The sequence below is a fragment of the Nonomuraea sp. H19 genome (assembly GCF_052068215.1).
Taxonomy (GTDB): domain Bacteria; phylum Actinomycetota; class Actinomycetes; order Streptosporangiales; family Streptosporangiaceae; genus Nonomuraea.
In genome coordinates this window covers 192454-217419 of record NZ_JBQHCV010000010.1, presented here as the reverse complement: position 1 = coordinate 217419, position 24966 = coordinate 192454, and the positions used below count along the sequence as shown (strand labels likewise).

Sequence of the window (24966 nt, the reverse complement as noted above, 5' to 3'; positions counted from 1 at the left end):
ATGCGCCTGCTGATGTGGTGGTCCGGCCGGGCGCTGAGCTCGGCCGCCACGCTCCTGGGCGTCTCGGTGCTGATCTTCGCGGCCGTGCGGCTGATGCCGGGCGGCTTCGCCGAGACGGTGCTGGGCCCGTTCGCCACGGCCGAGCAGAAGGCCGAACTGGCCGACCGCTACGGGCTGGACCAGCCGGTGTTCATGCAGTACGGGCACTGGCTGGCGGCCGTGGCGGGTGGTGACTTCGGCATCTCGATGATCAGCCGCCAGCCGGTCGGCACAGAGCTGCTGGCCCGCCTGCCGGTGACCGCCGAACTGACCGTGCTCGCGGTGATCGCGAGCGTGCTGGCCGGGGTGCCGCTGGGCGTGCTGACGGCGGTACGCGCCCGCCCGGGCGGCGGCGGGGCGGCCGGGCGGCTGCTCAGCGGGCTCGGCGTCAGCGTGCCGGAGTTCGTGCTGGGCAGCCTGGTCGTGTTCGTCTTCTCCCGGTACGCGCTCGGCCTGCAGGTAGGCACCTGGGTGCCGCTCACCGGGGACCCGGCCGCGAACCTGGCCACGATGGTGCTGCCGGCGGCGGTGCTGTCGGTGTTCGCCATCTCGGTCACGGCCAGGACCACCCGCGACGCCGTCATGGGCGTGCTGGTGGAGCCGTACGTCACGGCGGCAGTCGGGCGCGGCGAGTCGCCGTGGTTCATCGTCCGGCACCACATCCTGCGCAACGCCGCCACGCCGGTGGTGACGCTGCTCGGCACGATCACCGCGTACCTGCTGGGCGGGGCGCTGATCGTGGAGCACGTGTTCAACCTGCCGGGCGTCGGGTCCTACATCGTGCAGGCCGTCGGCCGTCGCGACTACGCGGTCGTGCAGGCCGGGGTGCTGCTGGCGGCCCTGGTGTTCATCCTGATGAACGTGCTGATCGACCTGCTCGTCGGGGTCCTCGACCCGAGGCTCGGCGTGCTGGCGGGGAGGCGCTCATGAAAAGGCTGGATCGCCTGTCCATCGGCGGACTGGCCTGCCTGGCGGTCCTGGTGGTGTTCGCGCTCGGCTCGCTGGCCGGCGCCGGGGGAGACCCGGACGCGATCGTCGGCCCCCGCCTGCAGCCGCCCGGACCCGGCTGGTGGCTGGGCACCGACAACCTGGGCCGCTCGGTGCTGCCGCGCGTCATGGAGGGCGTCGGCACGACGCTGCTGCTGTCGTCGATCGCCGTGCTGCTGACGGCGGTGCTGAGCGCGGCGTTCGGCATCCTCGCCGGATATCGCGGCGGCTATCTGAACGAGCTGGTGATGCGCCTGGTGGAGGTGCTCTACTCCTTCCCCGCCATCGTGCTGGCGATCCTGGTCGCCGCCGTGCTCGGCCCGGGGCAGCTCGCCGCGCTGTTCAGCATCGTGCTGGTGACGATCCCGCTGATGACCCGGCTGGTGCGGGCCGCCGCCGTGGCGGTGTCCCAGCGCGACTACGTCACCTCCGCCGTCATCAGCGGCGCCCGGCTGCCGCGCGTGCTCGGCAGGCACGTGCTGCCGAACGTGGCCGGCACGATCGCGGTGCAGGGCACGTACGCGTTGTCCGTCGGCATCGCGGTCGAGGGCGGGCTGAGCTTCCTGGGCTTCGGCGTGCAGCCGCCGCAGGCGTCGCTCGGCGTCCTCATCCAGCAGGGCGGCACGTACATGATCGCCGCGCCCTGGCTGATCCTCGGCCCCGGGGTCGTGCTCGTGACGGCGATCCTGGCGATCAACGTGGTGGGCGACGGGCTGCGCGACCGGCTCGAGCCCAGGGAGACGAGGTCACTCACATGAGCCTGCTCGCCGTACGCAACCTGGTGATCGACTACGCCGAGACGCGGGCGCTCGACGGCGCCGACCTCGACGTGGCGCAGGGGGAGAGCGTCGGGCTGGTCGGCGAGAGCGGATCCGGCAAGTCCACGCTCGGCTCCGCCGTCGGCCGCCTGCTGCCCCGGACCGCCCGCCGCACCGACGGGGAGGTCGTGGTCGCCGGGGAGCCGGTGTTCGACCTGCCTGCCGGCAAGCTGCGCAACCTGCGTAAACAGCACCTCGGGTTCGTCTTCCAGGATCCGATCGCCTCCCTCGACCCGACGATGCGCGTCGGCGACCAGCTCCGCCTGGTGCTCGGGCGCGGCGCCGACGTGCGCTTCCACCTGGGGCGGGTCAAGCTCGACGACCGCCGGGTGCTGCGCGCGTACCCGCACCAGCTCTCCGGCGGCATGGCGCAGCGGGTGGCCATCGCCATGGCCATGGCCACCTCGCCCGGCCTGCTCGTCGCCGACGAGCCGACCGCCGCCCTGGACAGCCAGGTCCGTGAGGAGGTGCTGAACGTGGTCTTCTCCCTCGCCGCCGACGCCGGCACGAGCACCCTGTGGCTCAGCCACGACCTGCCCGCCGTCGCCCGCAGGTGCGACCGGGTCGCGGTCATGTACGGCGGCCGCGTCGTCGAACGCGGCCCCGCCCGCGAGGTGCTCGGCAGGCCCGCCCACCCCTATACGGCGGCCCTGGCCGGCTCGGCACCGGCGGCGGCGGCCTTCGGCGTCCGGCTGGAGCCGGTGCCCGGACGGCCGCCCGTGCTCACCGGCCCGTCACCCGGCTGCGCCTTCGCGCCCCGCTGCGCGTTCGCGGTCGAGCGCTGCGACCACGAGCGGCCCGGCCCGGTCAGGGTGCGGGAGCAGGACGTCCTCTGCCACCGGGCCGTCGAGCTGGAGGATCGATTGAGCCCCGACCACGCGCCGGGGGTCACCGCATGATCCTCGAACTCGACGACGTGACCGTCACCTTCATCGCCGGGCCGCCGCTGCGGCGCATCCACCTGGACGCCATGAAACACGTCTCTCTGTCCGTCGCCGAGGGCGAGACCCTCGGCCTGGTCGGCGAGTCCGGCTCCGGCAAGACGACCACCAGCAGGATCGCGCTCGGCCTGCAGAAGCCCACGTCCGGGACCGTGCGGTTCGACGGCCGCCCCTTCCCCAAGCGGCGCCGCGAGCTGGCCGGCCGCATGCAGGCCGTGCTCCAGCACCCCCACTGGTCGCTCAACCCCCGGATGCGCGTCGGCCAGAGCGTCGCCGAGCCCCTGGCGGTGCTCGGCCGCCCGGCCGGCGACGCCGTCGCCGAGATGCTCGACCACGTCGGGCTCGAAGCGTCCTTCGCCGGGCGCTATCCGCACGAGCTGTCCGGCGGCCAGCGGCAACGGGTGTCCATCGCCCGCGCGCTGGTCACCAGGCCCAGTTTCATCGTCTTCGACGAGGCCGTCAGCGCGCTGGACGTCTCCGTACAGGTCCAGATCCTCAACCTGATCAAGGACCTGCAGGCCGAGTACGGCTTCAGCGCCCTGTTCATCTCCCACGACCTCGGCGCGGTCCGCTACGTCGCCGACCGGATCGCGGTCATGCGCAAGGGCGAGGTCGTCGAGACCGCCGACACCGCGACCTTCTACACCGCCCCCGCCCACGAATACTCGAAGCAGCTCCTGGAGGCCCTGTGAACATTGAGCCACGGCTCGCGCGGCAGTCCGCGTTCGCGGCCGGCGTGCCGCGTAACGCGGACCTGCCGCTGACCCCGCAACCCAGCCCCGGTCGCGGGTCGCTCGCCTTCGACCTGCCCGGCGTGCACGTGGGCACCGCCGAGTACGCCGAGGGCCCCACCGGCTGCACCGTCATCCACATCCCGGCGGGTGCCAGGACGGCCGTGGACGCGCGCGGCGGCGCGGTCGGGATGAGCGGCGGCTACGACTTCAACCACGCCATCTGCCTGGCGGGCGGCTCGGTGTACGGGCTCGCGGCCGCCGCGGGCGTGAGCGACGAGCTGCTGGCCCGCAGGGACAACCGGGTCCGCTGGGACGAACTGCAGCTCGTCTCCGGCGCGGTGATCTACGACTTCTCCGCCCGGGACACCGCTGTCTACCCCGACGCCGAGCTGGGCCGGGCCGCGCTGCGGGGCGCCGTCGAGGGCGAGTTCCCGATGGGCCGGTGCGGCGCGGGCCGCACGGCGAGCGCGGGCAAGGTCGAGTTCGGCCGCGCCGAGTTCGCCGGGCAGGGCGCCGCGTTCGGCACGTTCGGCGCGGCCAAGGTGCTGGTGGCGACCGTGGTCAACGCCGTGGGCGCGGTGGTGGACCGGGAGGGGCGGATCGTGCGCGGTAACTACCACGCCGAGGAGGGCGCACGCCGCCACCCGGTCGCCGACTACGCCCAGTCCATCAGCGACGCTGCCGCCGGCGATCCGCCCCCGGCCGTCATGGGCAACACCACGCTCACCGTGATGGTGACGAACGTGCAGTTGACGGACGTCGAACTGCTCCAGGTCGGCCGCCAGGTGCACAGCTCCATGCACCGCGGCATCCAGCCGTTCCACACACTGACCGACGGCGACGTGCTGTTCGCCATGACCACCGACGAGGTGGAGCTGACCGGCGTCAAGCCGACCGGGCTCGGGACGCTGGCGTCCGAGGTCGCGTGGGACGCGATCCTGAGCGCGGTCGAGTGATGCACGTTTTTCCGCGCTACGCCGCCAAGGACCCGCAGCAGGTCGCCGACCTGGTCAGGGAAAACCCGTTCGCGCTGGTCGTCAGCGCGGTGGACGGCGTGCCCGTGGCCACCCACGTCCCCGTCATTCTCGAAGGGGACACGGGTGACACCGTCGCAGGTGGTACGCTGCTCGGCCACATGGCGCGCGCCAACCCGCACTGGCGCGCGTGGGAGTCGTCACCGGAGGTGCTCGTGGTGTTCTCCGGGCCGCACGGCTACGTCTCACCCACCGTGTACGCCACCGACCCGGCCGTCCCCACCTGGGACTACGCCGCCGTGCACCTGACGGGCCGGGTCGAGCTGGTCGACGACGCCCTCGACGTGGTCGAGCGGACGGTGGCGGCGCTGGAGTCGCTGCGCACGCCCGCCTGGGAGCCGACCTCCGCTTCCAGAACAAGGTTCGCCACGCTGCTCCCCGGGGTAGTGGGATTTCGCGTGCATGTGCGTTCTGAGGAGAGCATGTTCAAGCTGAGCCAGGACATCGACGCCGAACGGTACGCGCGCGTCCGCGACGCCTTCGCCGCCGAGAACCCCAGGCTCGCCGACCAGATGGACCGGTGATGACCTTTCCCACGTTCACGTCGACCGAGAGCGAACCCCGAGCCCGCGGCAAGGAGCTCGGCAGCCACCGCCGTAAGAAGATCGCCGCCAACTTCGCCGGCTACACCGAACTGTTCACCGTCGCCGGGGCCGCCCCGGCGCAAATCCACGAGTGGGGCGAGCGGGCGCTCGACCGCGCCGCCGCCTGGGCGCCGCAGCTGGCCGAGGAGATCGTCGGGATCGCCGCGGGCGCCGGTCTGGAGCCCTGGCAGGTGGCCGCCGTCAACGCCCGCACCGAGATCCTGGCCGCCATCGACGCGGTCGGCGAGGGGGAGTGCTCCACGTCCGTCGTGCTGCCCGGGTCCGGGCTGCCCGCCCGTACGGTGCAGACCTGGGACTGGCACGACCACCTGCGCGACGCGCCCATGCTGTGGGAGCTCGAACCCCGCCCGGGGCACGTCGTGCGCACCTTCACCGAGGCGGGGGCGCTGGCCAAGATCGGGGTCAACTCGGCGGGCCTGGGCATTCACTTCAACATCCTGCGCCACGGCAGCGACTCCGCCGACGTGGGCGTGCCCGTGCACCTGATCGCCCGCAGGATCCTGGAGGAGGCCGCCACCGTCGAGGAGGCCGCCGCCATCGCCCGCTCCGCCACGGTCTCCGCCTCGACCGTCATCACGGCCGTGACCTCGTCGGACGCGGCCTCGATCGAGATCTCCCCGGCAGGGGTCGCGGTCATCCCGCCGCAGCCGGACGGCGTCCTGCAGCACTGCAACCACTTCCTCGACCCCGGCCTGGCGGAGGGGGAGCGGCACGCCACCGACCGGCCCAGCACGTACGTCAGGCTCCAGCACCTGCGCGACCACGTCGCGGAGCTGAGCGGCGACGACCACACGGCGCGGGCGCTGGCCATGCTCAGCCACGGCCCCGACGCCGCGCCGGTCTGCGCCCACCCGGACCAGACGCAGCCGATCAACCAGCGGTGGGAGACCGTCGCCACGATCGCGCTCGACCTGCCGGCCGGGCGGCTGCGGGTGCACCGGGGCGGGCCCTGCCAGGTCACCGAGGCGACCTGGCAGACGTTCTGAACGTCAGTGGAACGCGGCGACCCCCGTCAGCGCCTTGCCCAGGACCAGCGTGTGGATCTCCGAGGCCCCCTCGTAGGTCAGCACCGACTCCAGGTTCACCGAGTGCCTGATCACCGGGTATTCGAGGGTGATGCCGCTCGCGCCGAGCAGCGTGCGGCACGTTCTGGCGATCTCCAGGGCCTCGCGCACGTTGTTCAGCTTGCCGGCGCTCACCTGCTCGGGGGTGAGCGTGCCGGCCTCCTTCAGCCGGCCGAGGTGCACCGCGAGCAGCAGGCCCTTGCCCAGCTCCAGCGCCATGTCGGCGAGCTTCTCCTGGGTGAGCTGGAACGACGACAGCGGCCTGGCGAACACCTCGCGGTCGCCCGCGTACGCGATGGCCGTCTCCAGGCAGTCCAGCGCCGCGCCCATCGCCCCGAACACGATGCCGAACCGGGCCTCGTTCAGGCAGCCCAGCGGCCCCGACAGGCCCCGGGCGCCGGGCAGCATGGCCGCGTCGGGCAGCCGCACGCCGTCCAGCACCAGCTCGCTCGTCACGCTCGCGCGCAGCGAGATCTTGTGCTTGATGTCGTTCACGGTGAAGCCGGGCGTGCCGGCCGGGACCAGGAAACCCCTGATCCCCTCGTCCGTACGCGCCCAGACCACCGCGACGTCCGCCACCGAGCCGTTGGTGATCCACATCTTGGTGCCGTTGAGCACCCAGTCGCCGCCCTCGCGCTTGGCCGTGGTCCGCATGCCGCCCGGGTCGGAGCCGAAGTCGGGCTCGGTCAGGCCGAAGCAGCCGATGCGCTCGCCGGCCGCCATCTGGGGCAGCCACTCCTGCTTCTGCTCCTCGCTGCCGTACTTCCAGATCGCGTACATGGCGAGCGAGCCCTGCACCGACACCAGGCTGCGGAGGCCGGAGTCGGCGCCCTCCAGCTCCAGGCAGGCCAGCCCGTACGCGACCGCGCCGAGGCCGGCGCAGCCGTACCCGTCCAGGTGCATGCCGAGCACGCCGATCTGGCCGAGGGAGCGGGCCAGCTCGCGGGCCGGCAGCTCGCCGGTCTCGAACCACTCCGCGACGTGCGGCCGGATCTCCCGGTCGCACACCCGCCTGACCGTGGCTCTGATCTCGCGTTCTTCCTCCGTCAGCAGCGCGTCGAGGGCGAACAGCGCGGTCGGTGTGATCACTGAAGGACCTCCCGTATTTTGGATCCAATATTGAAAATCCAATATGGCATAGTTAGGGTGCGTTGAACATGGATGTTCTTAATCTCATCGGTGGCCGCTGGATCGAGGGGGAGGGCGAGGACTTCGCCTCTGCCAACCCCGCCTGGCCTGCTGAAGTGGTGGCGCGCGGCCGGTTCGTCTCGGGGCGCGAGGTCGAGCGGGCCGTCGCCGCGGCCCGCGAGGCCGCGCCCGGCTGGGCCGCCACGCCGCACCACGCCCGCGCGGCCGTGCTGGTCGCGGCGGCCGACCTCGTGGACCGCGACGCCGAGGAGTGGGGCGCCGAGCTGGCCCGCGAGGAGGGCAAGACGCTGCCCGAGGCGATCGCCGAGGTCCGCGGCGCGGCCCGCATCCTGCGCTACTACGCCGGCGAGGCCGACCGGGAGAGCGGCGAGATCTACGCCTCGCCGCGACCGGGCGAGAACGTCCTCGTCGTCCGCAAGCCGGTCGGCGTGGTGGGCCTGATCACGCCGTTCAACTTCCCGATCGTCATCCCGGCCTGGAAGATCGGCCCCGCCCTCAGTTACGGCAACACCGTCGTGTGGAAGCCGTCGTCGCTGGTGCCGCTGCTGGCGTACCGGCTGGCGCAGGCGCTGACGGCGGCGGGCCTGCCGGACGGGGTGCTCAACCTCGTGTACGGCGAGGCCGACGCGGGCACGGCCATCGTCGGCCACCCGGGCGTGCACGCGATCTCGTTCACCGGCTCCACGGCGGTCGGCCGGGCGGTCATCGCGCGCTGCGGCGAGCTCGGCAAGCCGGTGCAGACCGAGATGGGCGGCAAGAACGCCGCCATCGTGCTCGCCGACGCCGACCTCGACCACGCCGCCGAGCAGGTGTGCCTGGGCGCGTTCCGGTCCACCGGGCAGAAGTGCACGGCCACCTCGCGGCTCATCGTGGCATCCCAGGTGGCCGACGAACTGCTCGAACGGGTCGCCGCCCGCGCCGCGCGGCTCGTCGTCGGCGACCCCCTGCAGGACGGCGTCGAGATGGGCCCTCTGGTCAGCGCGGCCGCCCGCGACCGGGTGTCGGCCGGAGTGGTACGAGCCGTGGAGGAGGGGGCCAAGCCGCTGGCCGGCGGCGGTCGTGATGACCGCGAGGGCTGGTTCGCGCCGCCGACGGTGCTCGACCTGCCGGGGACCGGGGTGGACTTCTGGCACACCGAGCTGTTCGGGCCCGTGGTGGGCGCCGTGCGGGCTGAGGGGACCGAGGAGGCGCTGGCGCTGGCGAACCTCAGCGACCACGGCCTGTCCGCGGCCATCTTCACCCGCGACCTCGGGGTCGCCTTGAACGCCGTCGAACGCCTGGAGGTGGGGGTGCTGCACATCAACTCCGAGTCGGCGGGGACGTTCCCGTACGTGCCGTTCGGCGGGGCCAAGCAGAGCGGGTTCGGGCCCAAGGAGCAGGGGCGGGCGGCCCGCGAGTTCTTCACCCAGACGGTGACCGTCTATCTCGGGGCGCCCGCATGAGCGGAGCTCTGTCGGGGCTGCTCATCGCCGACTTCAGCCGCGTGCTGGCCGGGCCGTACGCCACGATGCTGCTGGCCGACCTGGGGGCCGAGGTGGTCAAGGTGGAGCGGCCCGGGACCGGGGACGACACCCGCGCGTGGGGGCCGCCGTACGCCGCCGGGGGCGAGGCCACGTACTTCCTCGGCGTCAACCGCAACAAACGCTCCATCGCGCTCGACCTGCGCGCCGACGTGGAGGTCGCGCGGGCCCTGGCGGCCCGCGCGGACGTGGTCGTGGAGAACTTCCGGCCGGGGACGATGGACCGGCTCGGGCTCGGGTACGAGGCGCTGCGGGAGCTGAATCCGGGGCTGATCTACTGCTCGATCACCGGGTTCGGGTCCGGCGCGGGGGCCGGGTTGCCCGGATACGACCTGATCGCGCAGGCCGTGGGCGGGCTGATGAGTGTCACCGGCGAACCGGATGGGCCCGGCACCAAGGCGGGAGTGGCGCTGGTGGATGTGATCACCGGCCTGCACGCCGCCCTGGGCATCCTGGCCGCCCTGCACCACCGCGACCGGACCGGCGCCGGCGGGCGGGTGCCGGACGGCGGCGGGCGGGTGCCGGACGGCGGCGGGCGGGTGCCGGACGGCGGCGAGCGCGTCTCGGGCGAGGGCCAGCACGTCGAAGTGTCCTTGCTCTCCTCGCTCCTGTCCGCGCTGACCAACCACGCCTCCGCCTACGCCGCCGCAGGGGTGGTGCCGCGCGCCATGGGCAATCGGCATCCCAGCATCGTCCCGTACGAGGTGTTCGAGGCGGCCGACCGCCCGCTGGTGATCGCGGCCGGGAACGACCGCCAGTTCCAGGCCCTCTGCACGGCGCTGGACCGCCCGGACCTCGCGGCCGACGCCCGCTACGCCGCCAACGCCGGCCGCGTCACCGCCCGGGCCGGACTCGTCGCCGAGCTGAACGCCGCCCTCCGGCGGCGCACGGCGGACGAGTGGTTCGAGGTGCTCACCGCCGCCGGGGTGCCCTGCGGCCCGATCAACGACTTGGCCGCCGCCTTCGCACTGGCCGAGGACCTCGGTTTGGAGCCCGCTGTGAAGGTGGGCGGCGTGGGCCAGGTCGCCAACCCGATCCGCCTCAGCGCCACCCCGCCCTCCTACCGCCACCCGCCGCCCGACCTCGGGCAGGACGAGGCGTGGGTCCATGAGATATTGGGCCCGTGAGTCCGGACGAGGCACGGCGCAGGCCACCGACGGCCCAGCAGTTCGTGCTGGGCGAGATCCGCCGCGCCATCACCACCGGCCGCCTGCGCCCCGGCGCCCCCATCCGGCAGGACGCGCTGGCCGAGGAGCTCCAGGTCAGCCGCGTTCCCCTGCGCGAGGCGCTCAAGACGCTGGAGGGCGAGGGGCTGGTCACCTACCAGGCGCACAAGGGCTACTGCGTCGCCACGCTCTCCCTCGACGACCTGCGCGAGGTCTACCGCATCCGCGAGCTGCTGGAGGAGGAGGCCGTGCGGCGCGCCGTCGCGCGGCTCACCGACGCCGACCTCGACCGGCTGGAGGCGGCCCAGGACGACGTCGAGCGGGCCGCCGCCGCCGGGGACGTGCTCGCCATGGCCACCGCCAACCGGCTGTTCCACATGACGTTGTTCGACTGCGCGGGCATGCCCCGGCTGGCCCGGCTGATCAGGACGCTCTGGGACACGACGGATGCCTACCGGTCGATGTACTACGGTGACGCCGGCAACCGGGAGCGGGTCATCAAGGAACACCGCGCCACTCTGGAGGCCCTGCGCCGCCGCGCCGCCGACGAGGCCGTCGCCACCCTCGACGTCCACCGCACCCACGCGGTCGCCGAGCTGGAGTCGCTGCTCGGCCCGGCCTCGTGAGGCGCACACGACCTCACCGCGCTTGCAGCACGTGATCGGTGCCGGTCGTCCGCGACACGTGGGCGATGGCGTCGAACGCCTCGAACACCGGCAGGTCCAGGAAATAGTCGGCCATGCGCGTGTGCTGGAAGGACGCCGCGTCGTGGACGTGCGGGCGGGCCGCGCGCAGATCGGCGAGCGTCCAGAGCCGATCGGTGGGGAACGCCGCCTCGATGCTGCCGTCGGCAGGCGGCGGGAGCGGTGCGTCGTACCAGGCGCCCTGCGGCCGTTCCGGCGTCGGTTCCCCCAGCGTGGTGGTCCGGCCCAGGCTCGACGTGACGCCGACGGCCCGGTAGCCGTCCCCCAGAGCGGCGGCGAGGTGGGCTCCAGCCGGCAGGAGCAGCCTCTCCAGGCTGTCCATCGCGGGCTTCCGCTGGATGTGCCAGTTGTGCGCCGCCAGCACCACGCGCTTGCCGCCTTCCAGGAGACGCAGTACGGACTCCGCCATGTAGACGTCGCGGAACGTCGAGGCGGACTCGAAGCCCTCAGCGGCGTTGGCGCGATGGAGCTGATCGAGATACCAGGCGCCGCGCAGGTGCCACACCGCCGTGTCGTGATCGGCCCCGTGGCCGTGGGCACGCTGGACCAGGGCCATGCGCTGCAGGTGCGCCATCAGCCGGCTCAGCGCGCTGGTGAGCACGTCCCGCTCGCCCGGGCCGAGGGCCTGGTAGCGGCCGAGCGCCGTGAAGGCCACCGGGTCGTGGAAGCGCCGCACCACGCCGACCGCCTCCTCCAGCACCGGCAGCGCCTCGGGAGCGGCCCAGCGCAGGTAGCCGGCCAGTTCCTCCAGCGCGGGCAGGGGTGAGGCCGCGGCGCCGGGCAGGTCGGTGCCCACACACCGCAGCGGCGGCCCGGCCGCGCCGCGGTTCCGCTCCCGCATCCACGTCAGCGCCTCGTGCATCTCCCGGCACTGCCCCAGGGACAGGGCGATGCCGTCCTCCGCGACCTGCTCCACGGTCCCGGGGCCGCCTCGTACCCAGGCGTCCAGGACGTGGCCCTGGGTGAACGGGGCCTCCAGGGCGTACACCTCGAAACCGCACCGTTCGACGAGAAAGCGCAGGATGCGGTGGCGTACCTGGTAGAACTCCCGGATGTGGTGGGAGCTCTCGCCCAGCGCCACGACCCGCGCGCCGCCGACGATGTCGCGCAGCGGTTCGAGGTCGTCCACGGGTTTCTGGAACTCCAGGGTGTCCATGGCCGAGCCGTGATCGCCGACCCAGTTCGTGAAGCTCGTACTCATGCCGGACAGCGTCCCGCGGCGGGCCCGCCGCGGTCGTCGTGCCCGGGGAGGGGCTTTGGGATACGGCCGCCGGAGCAGTCGCGATGCGAACTACGACGCCGGAAGTATCACGACATTCTGGGGCGTGGCCGACGACGGCGAGCGGTTACCGCGCGCAGTTGTCGCGGCAGCCGCCGAACCGTCCGGTGTCGGGCTGTACGAAGGCTGTTTCCGGGAGGCCGCTCACGGCAGTCGTCATGGACTCTTTCCAAATGGCGCCGGGGATCGACGTGCCGTCCACGTACGCGTAGCGGCGGCCGCCGATGGTGACGTCGCTCAGCGGGTCTTCGTAAGCGCCCCTGCCCGGGACGCCGAGGGCCACGGCGGAGGCCAGGCCGGGGGTGTAGCCGGCGTACCAGGCGGCCGTGTAGGAGTCGGTGGTGCCCTGCATGCCTGCCGCTTCCCGGCCGATGCCCTTGAGCGGGCTCCGCTCCAGGGCGCCCGACAGCACGCCCGTCACGGCGTCTCCGACCTGCGCGTCCAGCACCTGGCTGCAGCGGGGGCCGAAGGAGCGCAAGACTCTCGTGTCGTCGCGGACCTCGGCGACCGCCATCGGCGCGCAGTGCTTGCCGCGGGCGGCGAGCGTGGCGTAGGTGGTGGCCACCGAGACCGGGTCCACCTCGTTGGTGCCCAGAGCGAAGGTCGAGTATTCGCGCAGTGGCCGCCCGTCGGCGCGGGCGAGTCCGAGTCGCTGGGCCATTCTCACGCTCTCGCACAGGCCGGTCTTTTCCGTCAGCCTCAAGAAGAACGTGTTCTCTGCGGCCCAGGTGCCCGACCGCAGGGTCGTGAATTCGCCGTGGTCCCGTTTTTCGTTGACGACCGTATGCGACGGGTCGCCGACCGCTTCGCCCCTGCAGTTCTTGAAGGCGTGGTATGACGGCGCGCGATATCCGGCGGAATAGGGAAAGCCGTCCTCGTACCGCATGCCGCTCTCCAGGGCGGCGGCCAGCGGGTAGATCATCGCCGTGGTGCCCTGCTGGAAGGCGAGCCCGTCGGGGGCCGCCGGGCGGCTGGTGACCATGGCCCGGATCTCGCCGGTGCCCGGGACGACCATGGCCTGGGCGGCGACCGGCTTGTCGTCGCGGTGGACGCGGCGGTCGATGGTCTGCTGGGCGGCCTGCTGCATGCCCTGGTCGAGCGTGGTCTTGATCGTCAGGCCGCCCCTGGTGAGAAGGCCGGGGTCGCTCGCGAGCAGCTCACTCCTCACCCGTTCGCACAGGTAGGAGTATCGGCGGGCGGCGCAGTCACCGGAGAACTCCTCGATGACCGCACCGGCGGCGTCGACCAGCACGCTCGGGCGCACCACCGTGGCGCCGACCACCAGGCGTTCCCTGGCGGGCACCTCGCCCGCAGTGCTCCGGATGAGCAGGAACGCCGCGGCGGCCAATGCTCCTGCGACTGCCACGCCGGTGACCACACGTAAGAGCTTCACCGCTGGATATTACGGCGGCGCGAGGCCGCTGGCGATGCCGTCCACGCCCGCTATTCCGATGTTGTGAGGGACTTCCAGAAGGCGCAGTTGCTCCGCGCGGCCGTGTCGGCGAGCTGGATGCCGTCCGGCCCTGGCGCCAGGCTCAGCACATCCCCGGAGGAGCGGAAAAGCGGCCAGCGCGGGGCCTGGGCGGCCGGCCGGCCGTTCCTGGCGAACGACGTCCAGTACCCGACCATGGCGTCCGACAGCCGCGCCTGCTCCGCGTTCAGCTCGCCGCCGAACAACCGGGGGAACAGGTACGGCAGTTCCGCCGCGTGCGCCGCGCCCTCCTCGTACCCGGGTATGTCGATCAGCGGCGGCGCGGTCCTGTCGGCGAACTGGTACCCGTACGCCGGGACCCCGGCTCGCGCGAACAAGCCGAGCGCGTCCTGGTGCCCGCAGGTGGCCAGCGGGGTGCCGAAGTCGGTCAGCAGGGTCGCCAGCGCGATCCGCGGGTCGGCGTAGTTCGCGGCGGGGTAGCGGGCCAGGACCGCGTCGGCGTTCGGGCCGTACGTCCGGCGCACGTACGCCTCGTACTCCGCCGCCGTGATCGGGTCCGAGACGAACAGCCGCATCTCGTCGAGCGTGTTGCCGTGCATCACGGGCATCCGGTTGAACCGCCCGCCGGCGAACGCCTCGTACGGCTGCGCGGGCAGGACGCCGTCGCCCCCGGCCACCGCGTAGGGGTTCGGCTCCTTGAACGCCTCCACCAGCGTCTTGACCGGCAGCGCCCGCAGGCAGGAGACGGCGTCGCCCGTGCACCCCACGGTCTGCGCGAACGAGACGGCGCTCGCCTCGGCCGCGGACTGCGTACGGGTCGGGTAGGCGCAGCTGTAGCTTTGCGCGATCGCCTTGTGGAACAGCCCGGCCGCGGCCGGGGACGCCAGCTGGGCGCAGATGTCGGCGGATCCGGCCGACTCGCCGAACAGCGTCACGTTGCCCGGGTCGCCGCCGAAGGCCGTGATGTTGCGCCGCACCCATCGCAGCGCCGCCTGCTGGTCGAGCAGCCCGTAGTTGCCGGCCTGGTAGCGCTCGCCCGCCTCCAGACCCGGGTGCGCCAGCCAGCCCAGCACGCCGAGCCGGTAGTTGACCGACACGACCACGACGTCGCCCTGGACGGCCAGCTTGGACAGGTCGTAGGAGGCGCTGTCGCCCGTGGTGTTGTTGCCGCCGTGCACCCACACCATGACCGGCAGCTTCCGGCCGCGTGGCGGAGTGCTGACGTTGAGGTACAGGCAGTCCTCGCCGTACGACGCCTGGCTGCCGTATCCGGCCGGCTGCGCGCACTGGCCGCCGTAGGCGGTCGCGTCGCGGACGCCCGCCCACGGCTTGGCCGGTCGCGGCGGTTTCCAGCGCAGCTCCCCGACGGGCGGCTCGGCGTACGGGATGCCGCGGAAGGCCCGGTGGTCCCGCAGGATCTCGCCCTTGACCACGCCTTTGTCCGTACGCACCAGCGCCGCCGAGCCCTGGTCGGCCACGGCGGGAGTCGTCGGCATGATCATGGAGAGCAGAATCGCGGCGGCGGGAATGAGGCGCACGGAGATCTCCTTCCAGCGGGGGCGCCCTGACCGTACACGCGCGCGGGCGCCTCGCCTAGTCCCTCTCACGGACCCGCTCGGCCAGCAGCACCACGGCGGAGATCAGCTCCGTCCCGGCCAGCATGGACAGATCGTTGTGTCCCGCCCCGTCCAGCTCGACGGTCGTCACCTGACCGCCGGCGGCCTCGGCGACCGCCCTGCTCAGCCGCGCGGGCACGATCGTGTCGCGGGTCCCGTACACGACCACGGCCGGCGCCTTCACCGCCGCGATGCGCTCGGCGACCGGGAACCGATCGCGCAGCAGCAGCCGCACCGGCAGGAACGGGTAGTTGACCTGCCCGGCCGCCGCGAGGTCGGTGAACGGCGAGCGCAGGACCAGCCCGGCCGGCGGGTGCTCCAGGGCGAGCCGGGTCACCACCGCCGCGCCGAGACTCTCGCCGAAGTAGACGACCGGCCCGTCACCCAGGAACTCGCGGGCCGCCAGGGCGTCGAGGTACAGCCCTTCCTCGGTCGGGCTGCCGGGGTTGCCGCCGTACCCGCGGTAGTCCATCAGCAGCACCGGCAGCCCGTGCGCCGCCAGCGCCCGGGCCAGCGGCGCCCGATGCCACCTGTTGCCCGCGTTCCCGCCCGCGACCAGCACCGTCACATCATGATCGCCCGGGACGTACCAGGCCCCGAGCCGGAGGCCGTCGCGCGTGGTGAACGAGACGTCGCGGGCGCCCGGGACGACCTGCCCGGCCGGCGGCACCTGCCCCCGGTCCGGCAGGTAGATGAGCTGCCGCTGGAAGACCCACAGCAGCCCGAGCAGCAGGATCAGCACCGCGACGATCACGAGCGCGGCACGCGTCATGGACGTCACCCATCAACGGTACAAATTTCCCGCCACGCTGGCGCCCGCCTGGACGACATGCCTGAGGTGCTTCTCCGGGTCGGCCAGCACGCCGACGTCCTCCAGCGGATCGCCGTCGAGCACCAGCAGGTCGGCGTGCGCGCCCACCGCCAGCGTGCCGATCTCACCCGCCATGCCGACCAGCTCGGCCGCGCCCGTCGTGGCGGCCCGGAGCACGTCGATCGGCCGCTGCACCTCGCCCCGCAGCCGGAACTCGTGGTTCTGGTGCCGGTGCATGCCGCCCAGCAGGTCCGTCCCGTACGCCAGCCGCACCCCGCCCCGCGCTGCCCGCTCCAGCGCGGCCAGCCCGGCCTCCAGCACCTCGTCGACCTTGCGCCAGCTCCGCTCCGGCAGCCCGAACGCCGGCCCCTCCTCCTTGAGCGCCCAGTACGTCACCAGCGTCGGCACCAGGAACGCGTCATGCTCGCGGAACAGCTCGACGCTGCCGTCGTCGATCAGGTTGCCGTGCTCGATGGAGCGCACCCCGGCCTCCAGCGCCCGGTTGACGGCACGGGCGGTGTAGGCGTGCGCGGCCACGTACCGGTTGGCGGCCTGCGCCTCCTCGACGATCGCGCGCAGCTCCTCCATCGAATACTGCGTCGAGTCGATGCGGTCGGTCGGCGAGGCCACCCCGCCGGAGGCCATGACCTTGATGTGGTGCGCGCCCTTGCGCAGCTCGTCCCGGGCGGCCGTACGCACCGCGGTCACCCCGTCGGCCACCCGCCCGACGCCGGCGCAGCACGGGTGGTCGTCGACCAGGTGCTCGCCGCGGCCGCGGAAGTCGGCGTGCCCGCCGGTCTGGCTCAGTCCCTTGCCGCAGAACAGCAGCCGCGGCCCCCGGATCAGCCCTTCCGCCTGCGCGTCGGCCAGCCCGTGGTCGGCGCCGGAGGCGTCGCGGACCGTGGTGAAGCCGCGGTCGAGCATCTGGCCCATGATGCGGGCGCTGTGCGCGGCCACGTACGACGGGGACATGGAGCTGAGCGAGCCGAGGTCCGCGGTCGAGGCCGTGACGTGCACGTGCGCGTCGATCAGCCCGGGTACGACGTACGCACCCGCGACGTCGACCACCCGCGTGTCCGGGGGAGCGGTCAGCCGCGGGCCCGTCTCGACGACCCGGCCGTCCGCGCAGCGCAGATCGCCCTCGGCGTACTCGCCCGTGCCCACGTCCAGCACGAGCGCGTTGCGCAACAGCAGGCTCATCGCGCGCCTCCGCGCAGCGCGGGCACCGCGAGCGGCGCGAGGGACTCGGCCACGGCGACCGATCCCGCGTCGTAGCGGCCCTCGGCGTCGAGGATGTTGAGCACGCCGAGCACCTCGCCCCCGTCGACGACGGGCACGTTGATGATGGCGCCGCAGCCCAGGCTCTCGATCACTGCGTGGTCGGCGAACACCTCCCGCACCGCGGCCCGATCGGGACCGAAGTACGGCTCCCGCGCCTCGATGCACGTGGCCAGCCAGCCCTGGGCCACCTCCACGGTCTTCTCGCCGCCCACGGGGTACTCCCCGGGATGGCTGCTGTGGACGCGGCGCAGCGCCCGCCGCTCGGGCACCCAGGCGAGCACGGTGAACAACCGCACCCCCACCTCCTGCCGTACGCGCTTCTCCAGGTCCTCCAGGTCGGTCACTTGGTCGCCTCCTTGGCGGGTTCGGTCAGCTCTTCCAACGATCGCCCGGCCGTGGCCAGGCCGAACACGACCACGCAGATCACCCCGGCCACCAGCACCGCCGTCGTCAGCCCGAACACGCCGGCGAAGCCCAGGCTCGCGGCGGACAGACCGATGATCGTCGGGGCCAGGATGCTGCCGATCCGCCCGAACGCGCTCGACAGGCCGGTCCCCGAGGCGCGGATCCAGGTGGGGAAGACTTCGGGGGTGTAGGAGTAGACGCCCGCGTACGTGCCGTTGAGGAAGAACGACAGCACCGCGCCCGCGAGCGTGATGGTGACCGGCGAGTCCATCTGCGACAGCCAGAACGCGCTGACCGCCGAGCCGGACAGGTAGAGCGCGATCGTGTTCTTGCGATCCAGCCGCTCCGACAGCCAGGCCGCGGAGAAGTAGCCGGGGACCTGCGCCAGGTAAATGATGATCGAGAATTCGAAACTCTTGGTGACGGTGATGCCGCGCTGCACCAGCAGGGTGGGGATCCAGGAGAAGAACCCGTAGTACGAGAACGTGATCACGAACCAGATCAGCCAGATCACGGCCGTGCGCTTGGCCATGACCGGGCTCCACAGGAACCGCAGCGCGCTGAGCAGGTTCACCTTCGGCGTCTCCACCGAGGGCGGCGTGGCGGACTCGGGCACCGGCGGCAGCGGCCCGCCCGTGGCCCGCTCGACGCGGCGTTCGAGGTCGGCCACCACCGCCTCGGCCTCGTCCACGCGGCCGTGCTGCAGCAGGTAACGCGGCGACTCCGGTAGCGAGCGCCGCCACCACAGCAGCATCACGATCGGCAGCGCGGTGATCACCTGGGCCACCCGCCAGCCGTCGTCCATCGTCGGCACGACGAACCGCCCGATCAGCGCGGCCATGACGAACCCGAAGGAGAAGAACCCGGCCAGCGCGCCGATGAACCAGCCGCGCCGCTTGGCCGGCACGAACTCCGACAGGAACGGGGCGATGATCGCGCTCTCCGCGCCCGCGCCCGCCCCGGCCAGCACCCGGGCACCCAGGAACACCTCGTAGTTCGGCGCGAGCGCGGCCACGACCGAGAAGACGGCGTAGACGGCCAGCGCGTACATCATGACCTTCTTGCGGCCGATGCGGTCGCCGAGCAGGCCGGCCGCGGTCGCCCCGAACAGGAACCCGAACGGGGTCGCCGATCCGATCAGGCCGAGCTGGCCGTTGGACAGGCCCCAGGCATCTTGTGCGCTCGGCAGCAGGAACGCGACGACGGCCGAGTCCATGCCGTCGAAGGTGTAGCCGAGACCGCCGATGAGGAGCAGGAGGTAGTGGGGGCGGCTCAGCGGGAGCCGGTCCAGACGGGCCAACAAGGTCATCGAAACACCTTTCCCCAGGTCATAGCCCTGCAGGGTGGAATGTCCAGCAACATATAGTGCAATTCCATGCTTTTGCAATACTTGTTGCAAGAAGACGGTGTTACGAGCGCGTACCATGTGCCTGCTACGGGGAGAGGAAGACGTGACGGAGACCGTTACCGACAGCTTCGAGGACTGGCTGCGCGCCCGGACGCCCGAGCGCGGCCTGCGCGGCAAGAGCGCCGCGGTGCTGGAGATCCTGCTGTCGCAGCCGCGGCGTGCGTCGTTCGGGTCGGCGGGGGAGCTGGCCCAGCACGCGGGCGTCAACGTGGCGACCGTGACCCGCACCGCGCAGGCGCTCGGGTTCGCCGGATGGCCCGCGCTGCAGCAGGAACTGCGCGCCCGTTACCTGTCCTCGCTGAGCGCGGGCCAGGTCGCCGCCGCGCACCGCGGCACCGGCTCACCCAGCTCCCGGTCCATCCGCCGCGACCTCGACAGCCTCGCCCTGCTCAACCGCCGCCTGGACGAGTCGGTGCTGCTGACCATCGCCGAAGCCATCGCCGCCGCGGGGCGCACCGTGATCGTCGCCGACGGCAGCTACGCCGCCGTCGGCCTGGCGCTGGCGCACAACGCCCGGCTGGCCGGCTACCCCGTCACGGCCGTCACGGCCGGCGACGCCGAACTGGCCAACACGATGGCCGCCATCGGCTCCGGGGACGTGCTGATCGCGATCAGCTTCTGGCGGCTGTACGAGAGCACTGTGCTGGCGGCCAACGAGGCCCGCGCGCGCGGCGTACGCGTGTTCGCGCTGACGGACGCGGCCAGCCCCGCCCTGGCGAGCGCCGCCGAGGAGGTCGTGATGGTGCCGGCCGAAGGGGAGGCGTTCTTCCCGTCGCTGACCGCCGGGATGGCGGTGGCACAGGCGCTCGTCACCCAGCTCGCCGCCGTGGACCCGGCCCGCACCGGCGCCTCCATCGAGGCCGCCGAGGCCATGTGGGCCAAGTTCGGCCTCCTCCACCGCCGCCCGGCGACCGGCGGCGTCTAGAGCCGGCCGGCCCGGACGCTGAGGGCTAGAGCCAGCTGGCCCGGACGCTGGTGGCCGACTCGGCGTCCGGCGGGGTGCCGAGCTCGCCGGCGCGGATGCGGTCGAGCAGCCGGCCCACCGCGTCGACGATCTCCGGCGCCCGCTCCCGCAGCCCGGCCACATCGGCGGGGCTGACCTCGTCGCGGCTCACGCCGACCTCGGCCAGCACGGCCTCCAGGTCGGTGAGCCGCGCGCCCAGCCACTTCAGCGGCTCGCTGGACAGCTCCGTGTCGAACACCCGCGCCCCCGGCTCCCACCCCTCGATGGCGGGATGATGATGGGTACGGTCGAAGCTCCCGGGCTCCGAGCTCACCGACTCCAGCAGATCGACGCGCCAGAGGGGCCGATCGACGGTGATGGGCCGGGCGGAGTAGATCGACCCTTTGAGCTCGCCCGGTTCGAGCCTGCGGATCTCGAGCCGCACGCCACGCTCGGCGCCCTCCTGACCCGGGATCGGCTCCGGGTCAACGAAGTAGATGTCGCTCACGGCCACGCCGATCCGCTCGAAGCCGAACACGTAGAGCACGGGAAACCACTTCCTTCGCACATGAGGACTCTGCCCAACGTAACCCGGCAGGACGGACCAGGCACCTGAGATCTGCCCCGATGGCGGGAGGTCTACCCGGACGGCGTCCCGCCACCGAGGCGGCTCAATGGGAGCACCTCGTCCACGAGAGCGAGTCCCCCGGTGCGAGGTCATTGCCGACAGGGTCGTCTGAGTTCGTGCCCGGCTGCGCAGCAGGGTCCATGGGCCCGGGTTTCGCTTGTTTTATCGTTTTTCAATGCTATCGTGAAACGCGCGACCTCATCGATAAACGATAAAGGAGACGGCCGATGCCCGGCAGTCCGATAGCATCCGCGCCCTCGACGGTCGGCGCGTGGACCCGGCGCCTGCACGCGATCCTGACGACCGCCTTAGTTCTCGGCGTGCTCGCCTTCCTTGCGCGGCTGGTGGCCGGCGTCATCCTCGCCGTGCCGACGGGGAAGGCCGACTACGGCTTCACCGGGCTCTGGCCGTCGCGCGCCGGTGTGTCGCTCGACGGAGCCCTGGCCCCGGGCGTACGCGCGCTGGACGTCATGGTGGAGGCGACCCTCCACGATCCGGCGCGCGCGCCGCTGCTGGCCGTGCTGATGGGCGTGGGAGCGTTCGTGGTGGCTGAAGTGATCGGGCGCGGCCTGGCCATGCTCGACGAGTTCGAAGGCACGATCTGAGTGCCGCCGGGCGAGCTCAACGGGCGCATCGAGATCCGGCTCGACGAGCTGCTCGCTCAGCGCGGCATGACGCTGACCGAGTTGTCCTACCGGGTCGAGGTGACGATCGCCAACCTGTCCATCCTCAAGACCGGTAAGGGCAAGGCCATCAGGTTCTCCACCCTGGCCCGGCTGTGCGAGGTGCTCGAATGCCAGCCGGGAGACCTGCTGCGCTACACGGAGAATCCCGCCGACGACCTGTGACGGCCAGGGCCCCGTGGGCCGTGCGAGCCCGATGGTGCCGGGAGGCTGGTGTGCGTTGCCCTGCTGAACACCGCCTCCTACCCCCTGCCCGGCGGCGGCACCGGCACCGAGCTGACCATCAAGCAGGACAAGTTCCGCAAACAGTTCGCCGCCGACGTCCCCGCCACCACCGCTGCCATCATGGCCGCCACCCAGCGGCCGGTCTCCACGCTCGCCCTGGAGGAGAAGGCACCGAAGCCGCCTGGAAGGACATCCGCTCCTACGCTCTGATCGCCGGCCAGGACTACAACATCCTGCCCAAGGCCCAGCAGTGGATGGCCGAACGCGCCGACGCCCGCACCGTCACCGTCGAAGACGCCTCCCACGCGGTCTCCGTCTCCGAACCCGCCGCGGTCACCGACCTCATCAACCGCGCGGCCCGCGACACCCGCTGAGATATCCGGGCCTGTACCAGCGAGGCCACGGTGACGCTCACGGCACGGGGGTGCCGGACGGAGGCGCTCGCCTTGCGGAGAAGGCCCGGATACTCCGAACGATTGACGGCCGAGTCATGCCGTCGAAGGAGTCGGCACGACCTGGCGCCTGGGATCATCGTGCGCATGGTTCCTCTCGATTCCCGCCGGGCGCCGTCGGCTTGGTTGATGACGGGTGCGGGCATGGCGGTGTTCGCGCTCGCCTACGCATGGTTATGGATCACGGGCAATACCGAGGTCGCCCGCTCGGCCGACCCTGGCGCGGCGCCGGCGTCCCTGTGGGCGGCGGCGCTGCCGCCGCTGGCCGCCATCGTCCTGGCCCGCCTGATCCCGCCCCGGCGTGAGGTGCCGCTACCAGCGGTGGACCTGCCGAGGCCGCGGTTGCGGCGGGAGGCATGGACGCTGGTGGCGGTGGCCGTGCTCATGGCGTTGACCATCCCGCTGGCTCAGGGCGACCTGTACGTGGTGGTCAAGGTCGTGGTGCTGCTGGTCCTCCCGCTGGTGGCGTTCCGGGTGATCAGGGCGGACGGCCCCAAGACCAGGACCATCATCGCCCCGGTGACCTGGCTGGCTCCGCTGCCCGCGGTCCTGGCCTGGTTCCTGCTCTCTCAGGTAGGCCCGCTGGCGGTCCCGCTCACGCAGGATCTGCCCGACCCGGTCACGCTGGCCATCGCCTCACTGATCACCTTGCTGACCGCCAGCGTGCTGGAGGAGGTCTTCTACCGGGCCTGGCTGCAGACCCGGCTGGAGGTCCTGTACGGCAGGTGGCCGGCGATCATGGTCTCCTCGCTGCTGTTCGCGCTCATGCACTCCTCCCGCATAGACGCCGCCGATCCGCTCCTGGGCCTGGCCACGATCATCGCCTTCCAGGGGGTGTTCGGACTGATGCTCGGCTATCTGTGGGCTCGCTACCGGAACTTCTGGGTGATCGTCTTCATCCACGTCGTCACCAACCTCGTCTACGTCCCGATGCTGCTCGGCCGGCTGTGACCGCCGATCCCCGGAGACGTGGCAGCGATCAGGGCGGCTCGGCCTGGGCAGGTCGATCACCTTGTCCAGGACCACCCGGCCGATCCGGCCGAGCACCACGATCCGGTCGCCGAGCAGCACGAACTGCTTGCTCAGCTCCCGGACCTCCAGGACGCTGTTCGTCGTTCGTCCTCCGTGCGCATGCCGTACACGTCGTAGCTGAGCTCGCCGGTTCGCCAGCGCTCGCGGAGGGCAGCCTCCTTGGCCAAGCACGCTCGCACGGCCTCCAGGGTGGAGTTCACGCTCCCCGCCGGGAGAGCCACCGCGCCGTCGTCGTCGAGCACGAGGACATGGTTCGGTGTGATCGAGGTGCCGCCCACCTCCACCGGCACGTCGATCGCGCCGCGGACGTTCTTGTCCGCACCATGGACCCGGCGCCAGCGCGCCCACACAGGAAGGCCGAGCTCACGCAGGTCTGCCACATCGCGGACCGCGGCGTTCACCAGCACCCCGGCCGCCCCGCGTGCCGCCGCCTGGGTGGCGAGCAGGTCGCCGAGGAGGGCGACGGGGCGCGGCTCCGGCATGGTCAGGACCAGCACGTCTCCGGGGCTGAGACGCGCCATCACCTCGTGGACCGCGCGGTTGTCGTCCTGGCCGCAGAGGGCGATGCGAGCCGGACCGGCCACGGCGGTGCCCGGTAGCAGCGGCTCCAGGTCCACGTCGATCAGACCGGAACGTCCGGCGGCCTCGTACACGGTGGCGACCGAGGTGGACGGCGCCTTCGCGAGTGACGGGCCGCCGCGCGTGCCGCAACGGCGCTACACCTGGTCGATGACGCTGGCTGTGGCGGACTGACGAGCGTGAGGAATGCTGATCACATGACGGAACCCGGCAAGTTCGACTTCTGCCCCTGGCTGTTCTGGGACCACGCGACCGAGCAGGAACGGCAGGCCCAGGCGGGGCACGTGGCGGAGCTGCGTACCAGGATGACTCTGGAGGCGGGGGAGAAGGTGTTCATCTCGCCGCTGGCGGCGGTGTACGCCGACCGGCTGCGGATGGGGGAGCGCACCTACATAGCGGCGCACACGTACGTCACCGACGACGTCGTGATGGGCGACGACTGCACGCTCAACCCGTACGCGGTGGCGCGGGGGCGCGTGGTGATGGGGGATGCGGTACGGGTCGGCGCGCACACCTCGCTGCTCGGCTTCAACCATTCGGCCGCCCCGGACCGGCCGGTGTTCCGGCAGGCGACCACGTCGAAGGGGATCCGCATCGGGGACGACGTGTGGATCGGATCGAACGTGGTCGTGCTCGACGGGGTGACGATCGGCGACCACGCGGTCGTGGGGGCGGGCTCGGTGGTCACGAAGGACGTGCCCGCCTGGGCCATCGTCGCCGGCAACCCGGCCCGCCTCATCCGCGACCGCCGCACCCCACGCCCCGCCGCCTCGGAGAGCGCCGCACCCCGCGACGCGACGTCGGGTGGCTCCACGCGCCACGACACCGCTTCGGGCGTCGCCGCGCCCGCCGTCGCTTCGGGCGGCTTCGCACACGATGCGTTCCCCCATGGCACCGCAGGTCGACTCGCTGCGGGCGGAGATGTGGCCGGGCTGCTCGCCGGCTTCGCCGCGCAGGCCAGGCAGCAGGCCGAAGCCGTGCTGAGCCGGTGCTGGACCGGCGAGCGTTACGTGGACCGGCCGGACGCCGAGCCCACCGTACGCGCCTGGTGCGACGCGGTGGAGATCGCCGACCTGCTGCTCGGCGGTCCGCCGCCGGTCCCGGCGCGGGAGGAGATCGTCGCGTTCCTGCGCGACCGGCAGGACCCCGTCACGGGCCTGGTGCCGGAGATCGGCGGCACCGGAACACCCTCGCTGGAGGGATCCGCCGCCTATCACGTGCTCTGCGTCGGCTACGCGCTCGACCTGCTCGGGACCCGGTTCCAGCACCCCGTGCACGCCGTCGCCGAGCTCGGCTCGAAGGAGCTGGTCGCCGCACTCGACGCCCTCGACTGGAAACGGGGGGCCTGGACGGCCGGCTCCTGGGTGGACACGGTCGGCACCGGTCTCTACCGCAACCTCGCCGACTTCGGCCTGCACGGCGAGATCGAGA

Annotated in this window: 25 protein-coding genes and 1 pseudogene; 16 read left to right on the top strand and 10 right to left on the bottom strand. The window is 72.3% G+C overall.

Features of this window, described 5'->3' with window-relative positions:
• Genes ACTMTI_RS23695 through ACTMTI_RS23665 form a run of 7 tightly spaced genes read left to right on the top strand, consistent with a single transcriptional unit; the run spans position 1 to position 6144 of the window.
• Positions 1-969, top strand: a complete 969-nt coding sequence (locus tag ACTMTI_RS23695; RefSeq protein ID WP_441122673.1) for an ABC transporter permease — start codon at positions 1-3, stop codon at positions 967-969.
• The gene (locus ACTMTI_RS23690; protein ID WP_441122672.1) at positions 966-1784 is read left to right on the top strand and encodes an ABC transporter permease; all 819 of its coding nucleotides are present in this window, start codon (positions 966-968) and stop codon (positions 1782-1784) included. Before ACTMTI_RS23695 ends, ACTMTI_RS23690 begins: the two co-directional genes overlap by 4 nt.
• Positions 1781-2743, top strand: coding sequence for an ABC transporter ATP-binding protein (locus ACTMTI_RS23685; protein WP_441122671.1), 963 nt, complete (start codon positions 1781-1783; stop codon positions 2741-2743). Before ACTMTI_RS23690 ends, ACTMTI_RS23685 begins: the two co-directional genes overlap by 4 nt.
• On the top strand, positions 2740-3477 hold the full coding sequence (locus ACTMTI_RS23680; RefSeq protein ID WP_441122670.1) for an ABC transporter ATP-binding protein: 738 nt from the start codon (positions 2740-2742) through the stop codon (positions 3475-3477). Before ACTMTI_RS23685 ends, ACTMTI_RS23680 begins: the two co-directional genes overlap by 4 nt.
• A complete protein-coding gene (locus ACTMTI_RS23675) occupies positions 3474-4475 on the top strand; it encodes a P1 family peptidase (protein ID WP_441122669.1) in 1002 nt (333 codons plus the stop codon). Before ACTMTI_RS23680 ends, ACTMTI_RS23675 begins: the two co-directional genes overlap by 4 nt.
• Positions 4475-5077 (top strand): FMN-binding negative transcriptional regulator, encoded by a 603-nt coding sequence (locus tag ACTMTI_RS23670; RefSeq protein ID WP_441122668.1) that lies wholly within the window; start codon positions 4475-4477, stop codon positions 5075-5077. The genes ACTMTI_RS23675 and ACTMTI_RS23670 overlap by 1 nt, the downstream gene beginning before the upstream one ends.
• Entirely contained in the window at positions 5077-6144 is a 1068-nt protein-coding gene (locus ACTMTI_RS23665; RefSeq protein WP_441122667.1) for a C45 family autoproteolytic acyltransferase/hydolase, read from the top strand. Before ACTMTI_RS23670 ends, ACTMTI_RS23665 begins: the two co-directional genes overlap by 1 nt.
• A gap of 3 nt (positions 6145-6147) precedes the next feature.
• Here the strand turns inward: ACTMTI_RS23665 and ACTMTI_RS23660 are convergent, their stop codons facing one another.
• Positions 6148-7308: an acyl-CoA dehydrogenase family protein gene (locus ACTMTI_RS23660; protein WP_441122821.1), complete on the bottom strand. Its 1161-nt coding sequence runs from the start codon at positions 7306-7308 to the stop codon at positions 6148-6150.
• Positions 7309-7379: 71 nt separating this feature from the next.
• Between ACTMTI_RS23660 and ACTMTI_RS23655 the strand changes: the two genes are divergently transcribed.
• Genes ACTMTI_RS23655 through ACTMTI_RS23645 form a run of 3 tightly spaced genes read left to right on the top strand, consistent with a single transcriptional unit; the run spans position 7380 to position 10683 of the window.
• Positions 7380-8813: an aldehyde dehydrogenase family protein gene (locus ACTMTI_RS23655; RefSeq protein ID WP_441122666.1), complete on the top strand. Its 1434-nt coding sequence runs from the start codon at positions 7380-7382 to the stop codon at positions 8811-8813.
• The gene (locus ACTMTI_RS23650; protein ID WP_441122665.1) at positions 8810-10018 is read left to right on the top strand and encodes a CaiB/BaiF CoA transferase family protein; all 1209 of its coding nucleotides are present in this window, start codon (positions 8810-8812) and stop codon (positions 10016-10018) included. The genes ACTMTI_RS23655 and ACTMTI_RS23650 overlap by 4 nt, the downstream gene beginning before the upstream one ends.
• On the top strand, positions 10015-10683 hold the full coding sequence (locus tag ACTMTI_RS23645) for a GntR family transcriptional regulator (RefSeq protein ID WP_441122664.1): 669 nt from the start codon (positions 10015-10017) through the stop codon (positions 10681-10683). The genes ACTMTI_RS23650 and ACTMTI_RS23645 overlap by 4 nt, the downstream gene beginning before the upstream one ends.
• A 13-nt stretch (positions 10684-10696) precedes the next feature.
• Here ACTMTI_RS23645 and ACTMTI_RS23640 read toward each other — a convergent pair whose 3' ends face one another.
• The 7 genes from ACTMTI_RS23640 to ACTMTI_RS23610 all read right to left on the bottom strand — a co-directional run bounded on the left by ACTMTI_RS23640 (position 10697) and on the right by ACTMTI_RS23610 (position 18894).
• Entirely contained in the window at positions 10697-11962 is a 1266-nt protein-coding gene (locus tag ACTMTI_RS23640) for an erythromycin esterase family protein (protein WP_441122663.1), read from the bottom strand.
• Between the two features lie 145 nt (positions 11963-12107).
• Positions 12108-13433, bottom strand: a complete 1326-nt coding sequence (locus tag ACTMTI_RS23635) for a hypothetical protein (protein ID WP_441122662.1) — start codon at positions 13431-13433, stop codon at positions 12108-12110.
• 50 nt (positions 13434-13483) lie between these two features.
• Positions 13484-15010 (bottom strand): carboxylesterase/lipase family protein, encoded by a 1527-nt coding sequence (locus ACTMTI_RS23630; RefSeq protein WP_441122661.1) that lies wholly within the window; start codon positions 15008-15010, stop codon positions 13484-13486.
• Positions 15011-15065: 55 nt separating this feature from the next.
• Complete coding sequence (locus tag ACTMTI_RS23625; RefSeq protein WP_441122820.1) at positions 15066-15860, bottom strand: alpha/beta hydrolase; 795 nt, start codon at positions 15858-15860, stop codon at positions 15066-15068.
• 12 nt (positions 15861-15872) lie between these two features.
• Complete coding sequence (locus ACTMTI_RS23620) at positions 15873-17099, bottom strand: amidohydrolase family protein (RefSeq protein WP_441122660.1); 1227 nt, start codon at positions 17097-17099, stop codon at positions 15873-15875.
• Positions 17096-17524, bottom strand: a complete 429-nt coding sequence (locus ACTMTI_RS23615) for a GAF domain-containing protein (RefSeq protein ID WP_441122659.1) — start codon at positions 17522-17524, stop codon at positions 17096-17098. Before ACTMTI_RS23615 ends, ACTMTI_RS23620 begins: the two co-directional genes overlap by 4 nt.
• Positions 17521-18894 carry an MFS transporter gene (locus ACTMTI_RS23610; protein WP_441122658.1) on the bottom strand — a complete coding sequence of 458 codons (1374 nt, stop codon included), beginning with the start codon at positions 18892-18894 and terminating at the stop codon, positions 17521-17523. The genes ACTMTI_RS23615 and ACTMTI_RS23610 overlap by 4 nt, the downstream gene beginning before the upstream one ends.
• Positions 18895-19036: 142 nt before the next feature.
• Here ACTMTI_RS23610 and ACTMTI_RS23605 point away from each other — a divergent pair, with 142 nt between their 5' ends.
• Positions 19037-19918 carry a MurR/RpiR family transcriptional regulator gene (locus ACTMTI_RS23605; RefSeq protein ID WP_441122657.1) on the top strand — a complete coding sequence of 294 codons (882 nt, stop codon included), beginning with the start codon at positions 19037-19039 and terminating at the stop codon, positions 19916-19918.
• A gap of 25 nt (positions 19919-19943) precedes the next feature.
• On the opposite strand, the gene ACTMTI_RS23600 is transcribed toward ACTMTI_RS23605, so the two are convergent.
• The gene (locus ACTMTI_RS23600; protein ID WP_441122656.1) at positions 19944-20504 is read right to left on the bottom strand and encodes a hypothetical protein; all 561 of its coding nucleotides are present in this window, start codon (positions 20502-20504) and stop codon (positions 19944-19946) included.
• A 287-nt stretch (positions 20505-20791) separates the two neighbouring features.
• Between ACTMTI_RS23600 and ACTMTI_RS23595 the strand changes: the two genes are divergently transcribed.
• The 4 genes from ACTMTI_RS23595 (at position 20792) to ACTMTI_RS23580 (ending at position 22875) form a co-directional block, all read left to right on the top strand.
• Positions 20792-21169 carry a hypothetical protein gene (locus tag ACTMTI_RS23595; protein ID WP_441122655.1) on the top strand — a complete coding sequence of 126 codons (378 nt, stop codon included), beginning with the start codon at positions 20792-20794 and terminating at the stop codon, positions 21167-21169.
• Entirely contained in the window at positions 21170-21412 is a 243-nt protein-coding gene (locus ACTMTI_RS23590) for a helix-turn-helix domain-containing protein (RefSeq protein WP_441122654.1), read from the top strand. It begins immediately after the preceding gene.
• Between the two features lie 48 nt (positions 21413-21460).
• Complete coding sequence (locus ACTMTI_RS23585) at positions 21461-21682, top strand: hypothetical protein (RefSeq protein WP_441122653.1); 222 nt, start codon at positions 21461-21463, stop codon at positions 21680-21682.
• Positions 21683-22011: 329 nt separating this feature from the next.
• Positions 22012-22875 (top strand): lysostaphin resistance A-like protein, encoded by an 864-nt coding sequence (locus ACTMTI_RS23580; protein WP_441122652.1) that lies wholly within the window; start codon positions 22012-22014, stop codon positions 22873-22875.
• Positions 22876-23006: 131 nt separating this feature from the next.
• Here ACTMTI_RS23580 and ACTMTI_RS23575 read toward each other — a convergent pair whose 3' ends face one another.
• On the bottom strand, positions 23007-23609 hold the full coding sequence (locus tag ACTMTI_RS23575) for an RraA family protein (RefSeq protein ID WP_441122651.1): 603 nt from the start codon (positions 23607-23609) through the stop codon (positions 23007-23009).
• Positions 23610-24128: 519 nt separating this feature from the next.
• Between ACTMTI_RS23575 and ACTMTI_RS23570 the strand changes: the two are divergent.
• Positions 24129-24293 (top strand): annotated as a pseudogene (locus ACTMTI_RS23570) (DapH/DapD/GlmU-related protein); the annotation flags it as partial.
• Positions 24294-24966 lie beyond the last annotated feature (673 nt).

What these genes read in the sequence shown, in the direction of transcription:
- ACTMTI_RS23580 (WP_441122652.1), top strand. Translation starts at nt 22,012, where the DNA reads ATGGTTCCTCTCGATTCCCGCCGGGCGCCGTCGGCTTGGTTGATGACG.
- ACTMTI_RS23685 (WP_441122671.1), top strand. Translation starts at nt 1,781, where the DNA reads ATGAGCCTGCTCGCCGTACGCAACCTGGTGATCGACTACGCCGAGACG.
- ACTMTI_RS23690 (WP_441122672.1), top strand. Translation starts at nt 966, where the DNA reads ATGAAAAGGCTGGATCGCCTGTCCATCGGCGGACTGGCCTGCCTGGCG.
- ACTMTI_RS23640 (WP_441122663.1), bottom strand. Translation starts at nt 11,962, where the DNA reads ATGAGTACGAGCTTCACGAACTGGGTCGGCGATCACGGCTCGGCCATG.
- ACTMTI_RS23625 (WP_441122820.1), bottom strand. Translation starts at nt 15,860, where the DNA reads ATGACGCGTGCCGCGCTCGTGATCGTCGCGGTGCTGATCCTGCTGCTC.
- ACTMTI_RS23665 (WP_441122667.1), top strand. Translation starts at nt 5,077, where the DNA reads ATGACCTTTCCCACGTTCACGTCGACCGAGAGCGAACCCCGAGCCCGC.
- ACTMTI_RS23670 (WP_441122668.1), top strand. Translation starts at nt 4,475, where the DNA reads ATGCACGTTTTTCCGCGCTACGCCGCCAAGGACCCGCAGCAGGTCGCC.
- ACTMTI_RS23595 (WP_441122655.1), top strand. Translation starts at nt 20,792, where the DNA reads ATGCCCGGCAGTCCGATAGCATCCGCGCCCTCGACGGTCGGCGCGTGG.
- ACTMTI_RS23680 (WP_441122670.1), top strand. Translation starts at nt 2,740, where the DNA reads ATGATCCTCGAACTCGACGACGTGACCGTCACCTTCATCGCCGGGCCG.
- ACTMTI_RS23695 (WP_441122673.1), top strand. Translation starts at nt 1, where the DNA reads ATGCGCCTGCTGATGTGGTGGTCCGGCCGGGCGCTGAGCTCGGCCGCC.
- ACTMTI_RS23610 (WP_441122658.1), bottom strand. Translation starts at nt 18,894, where the DNA reads ATGACCTTGTTGGCCCGTCTGGACCGGCTCCCGCTGAGCCGCCCCCAC.
- ACTMTI_RS23620 (WP_441122660.1), bottom strand. Translation starts at nt 17,099, where the DNA reads ATGAGCCTGCTGTTGCGCAACGCGCTCGTGCTGGACGTGGGCACGGGC.
- ACTMTI_RS23650 (WP_441122665.1), top strand. Translation starts at nt 8,810, where the DNA reads ATGAGCGGAGCTCTGTCGGGGCTGCTCATCGCCGACTTCAGCCGCGTG.
- ACTMTI_RS23655 (WP_441122666.1), top strand. Translation starts at nt 7,380, where the DNA reads ATGGATGTTCTTAATCTCATCGGTGGCCGCTGGATCGAGGGGGAGGGC.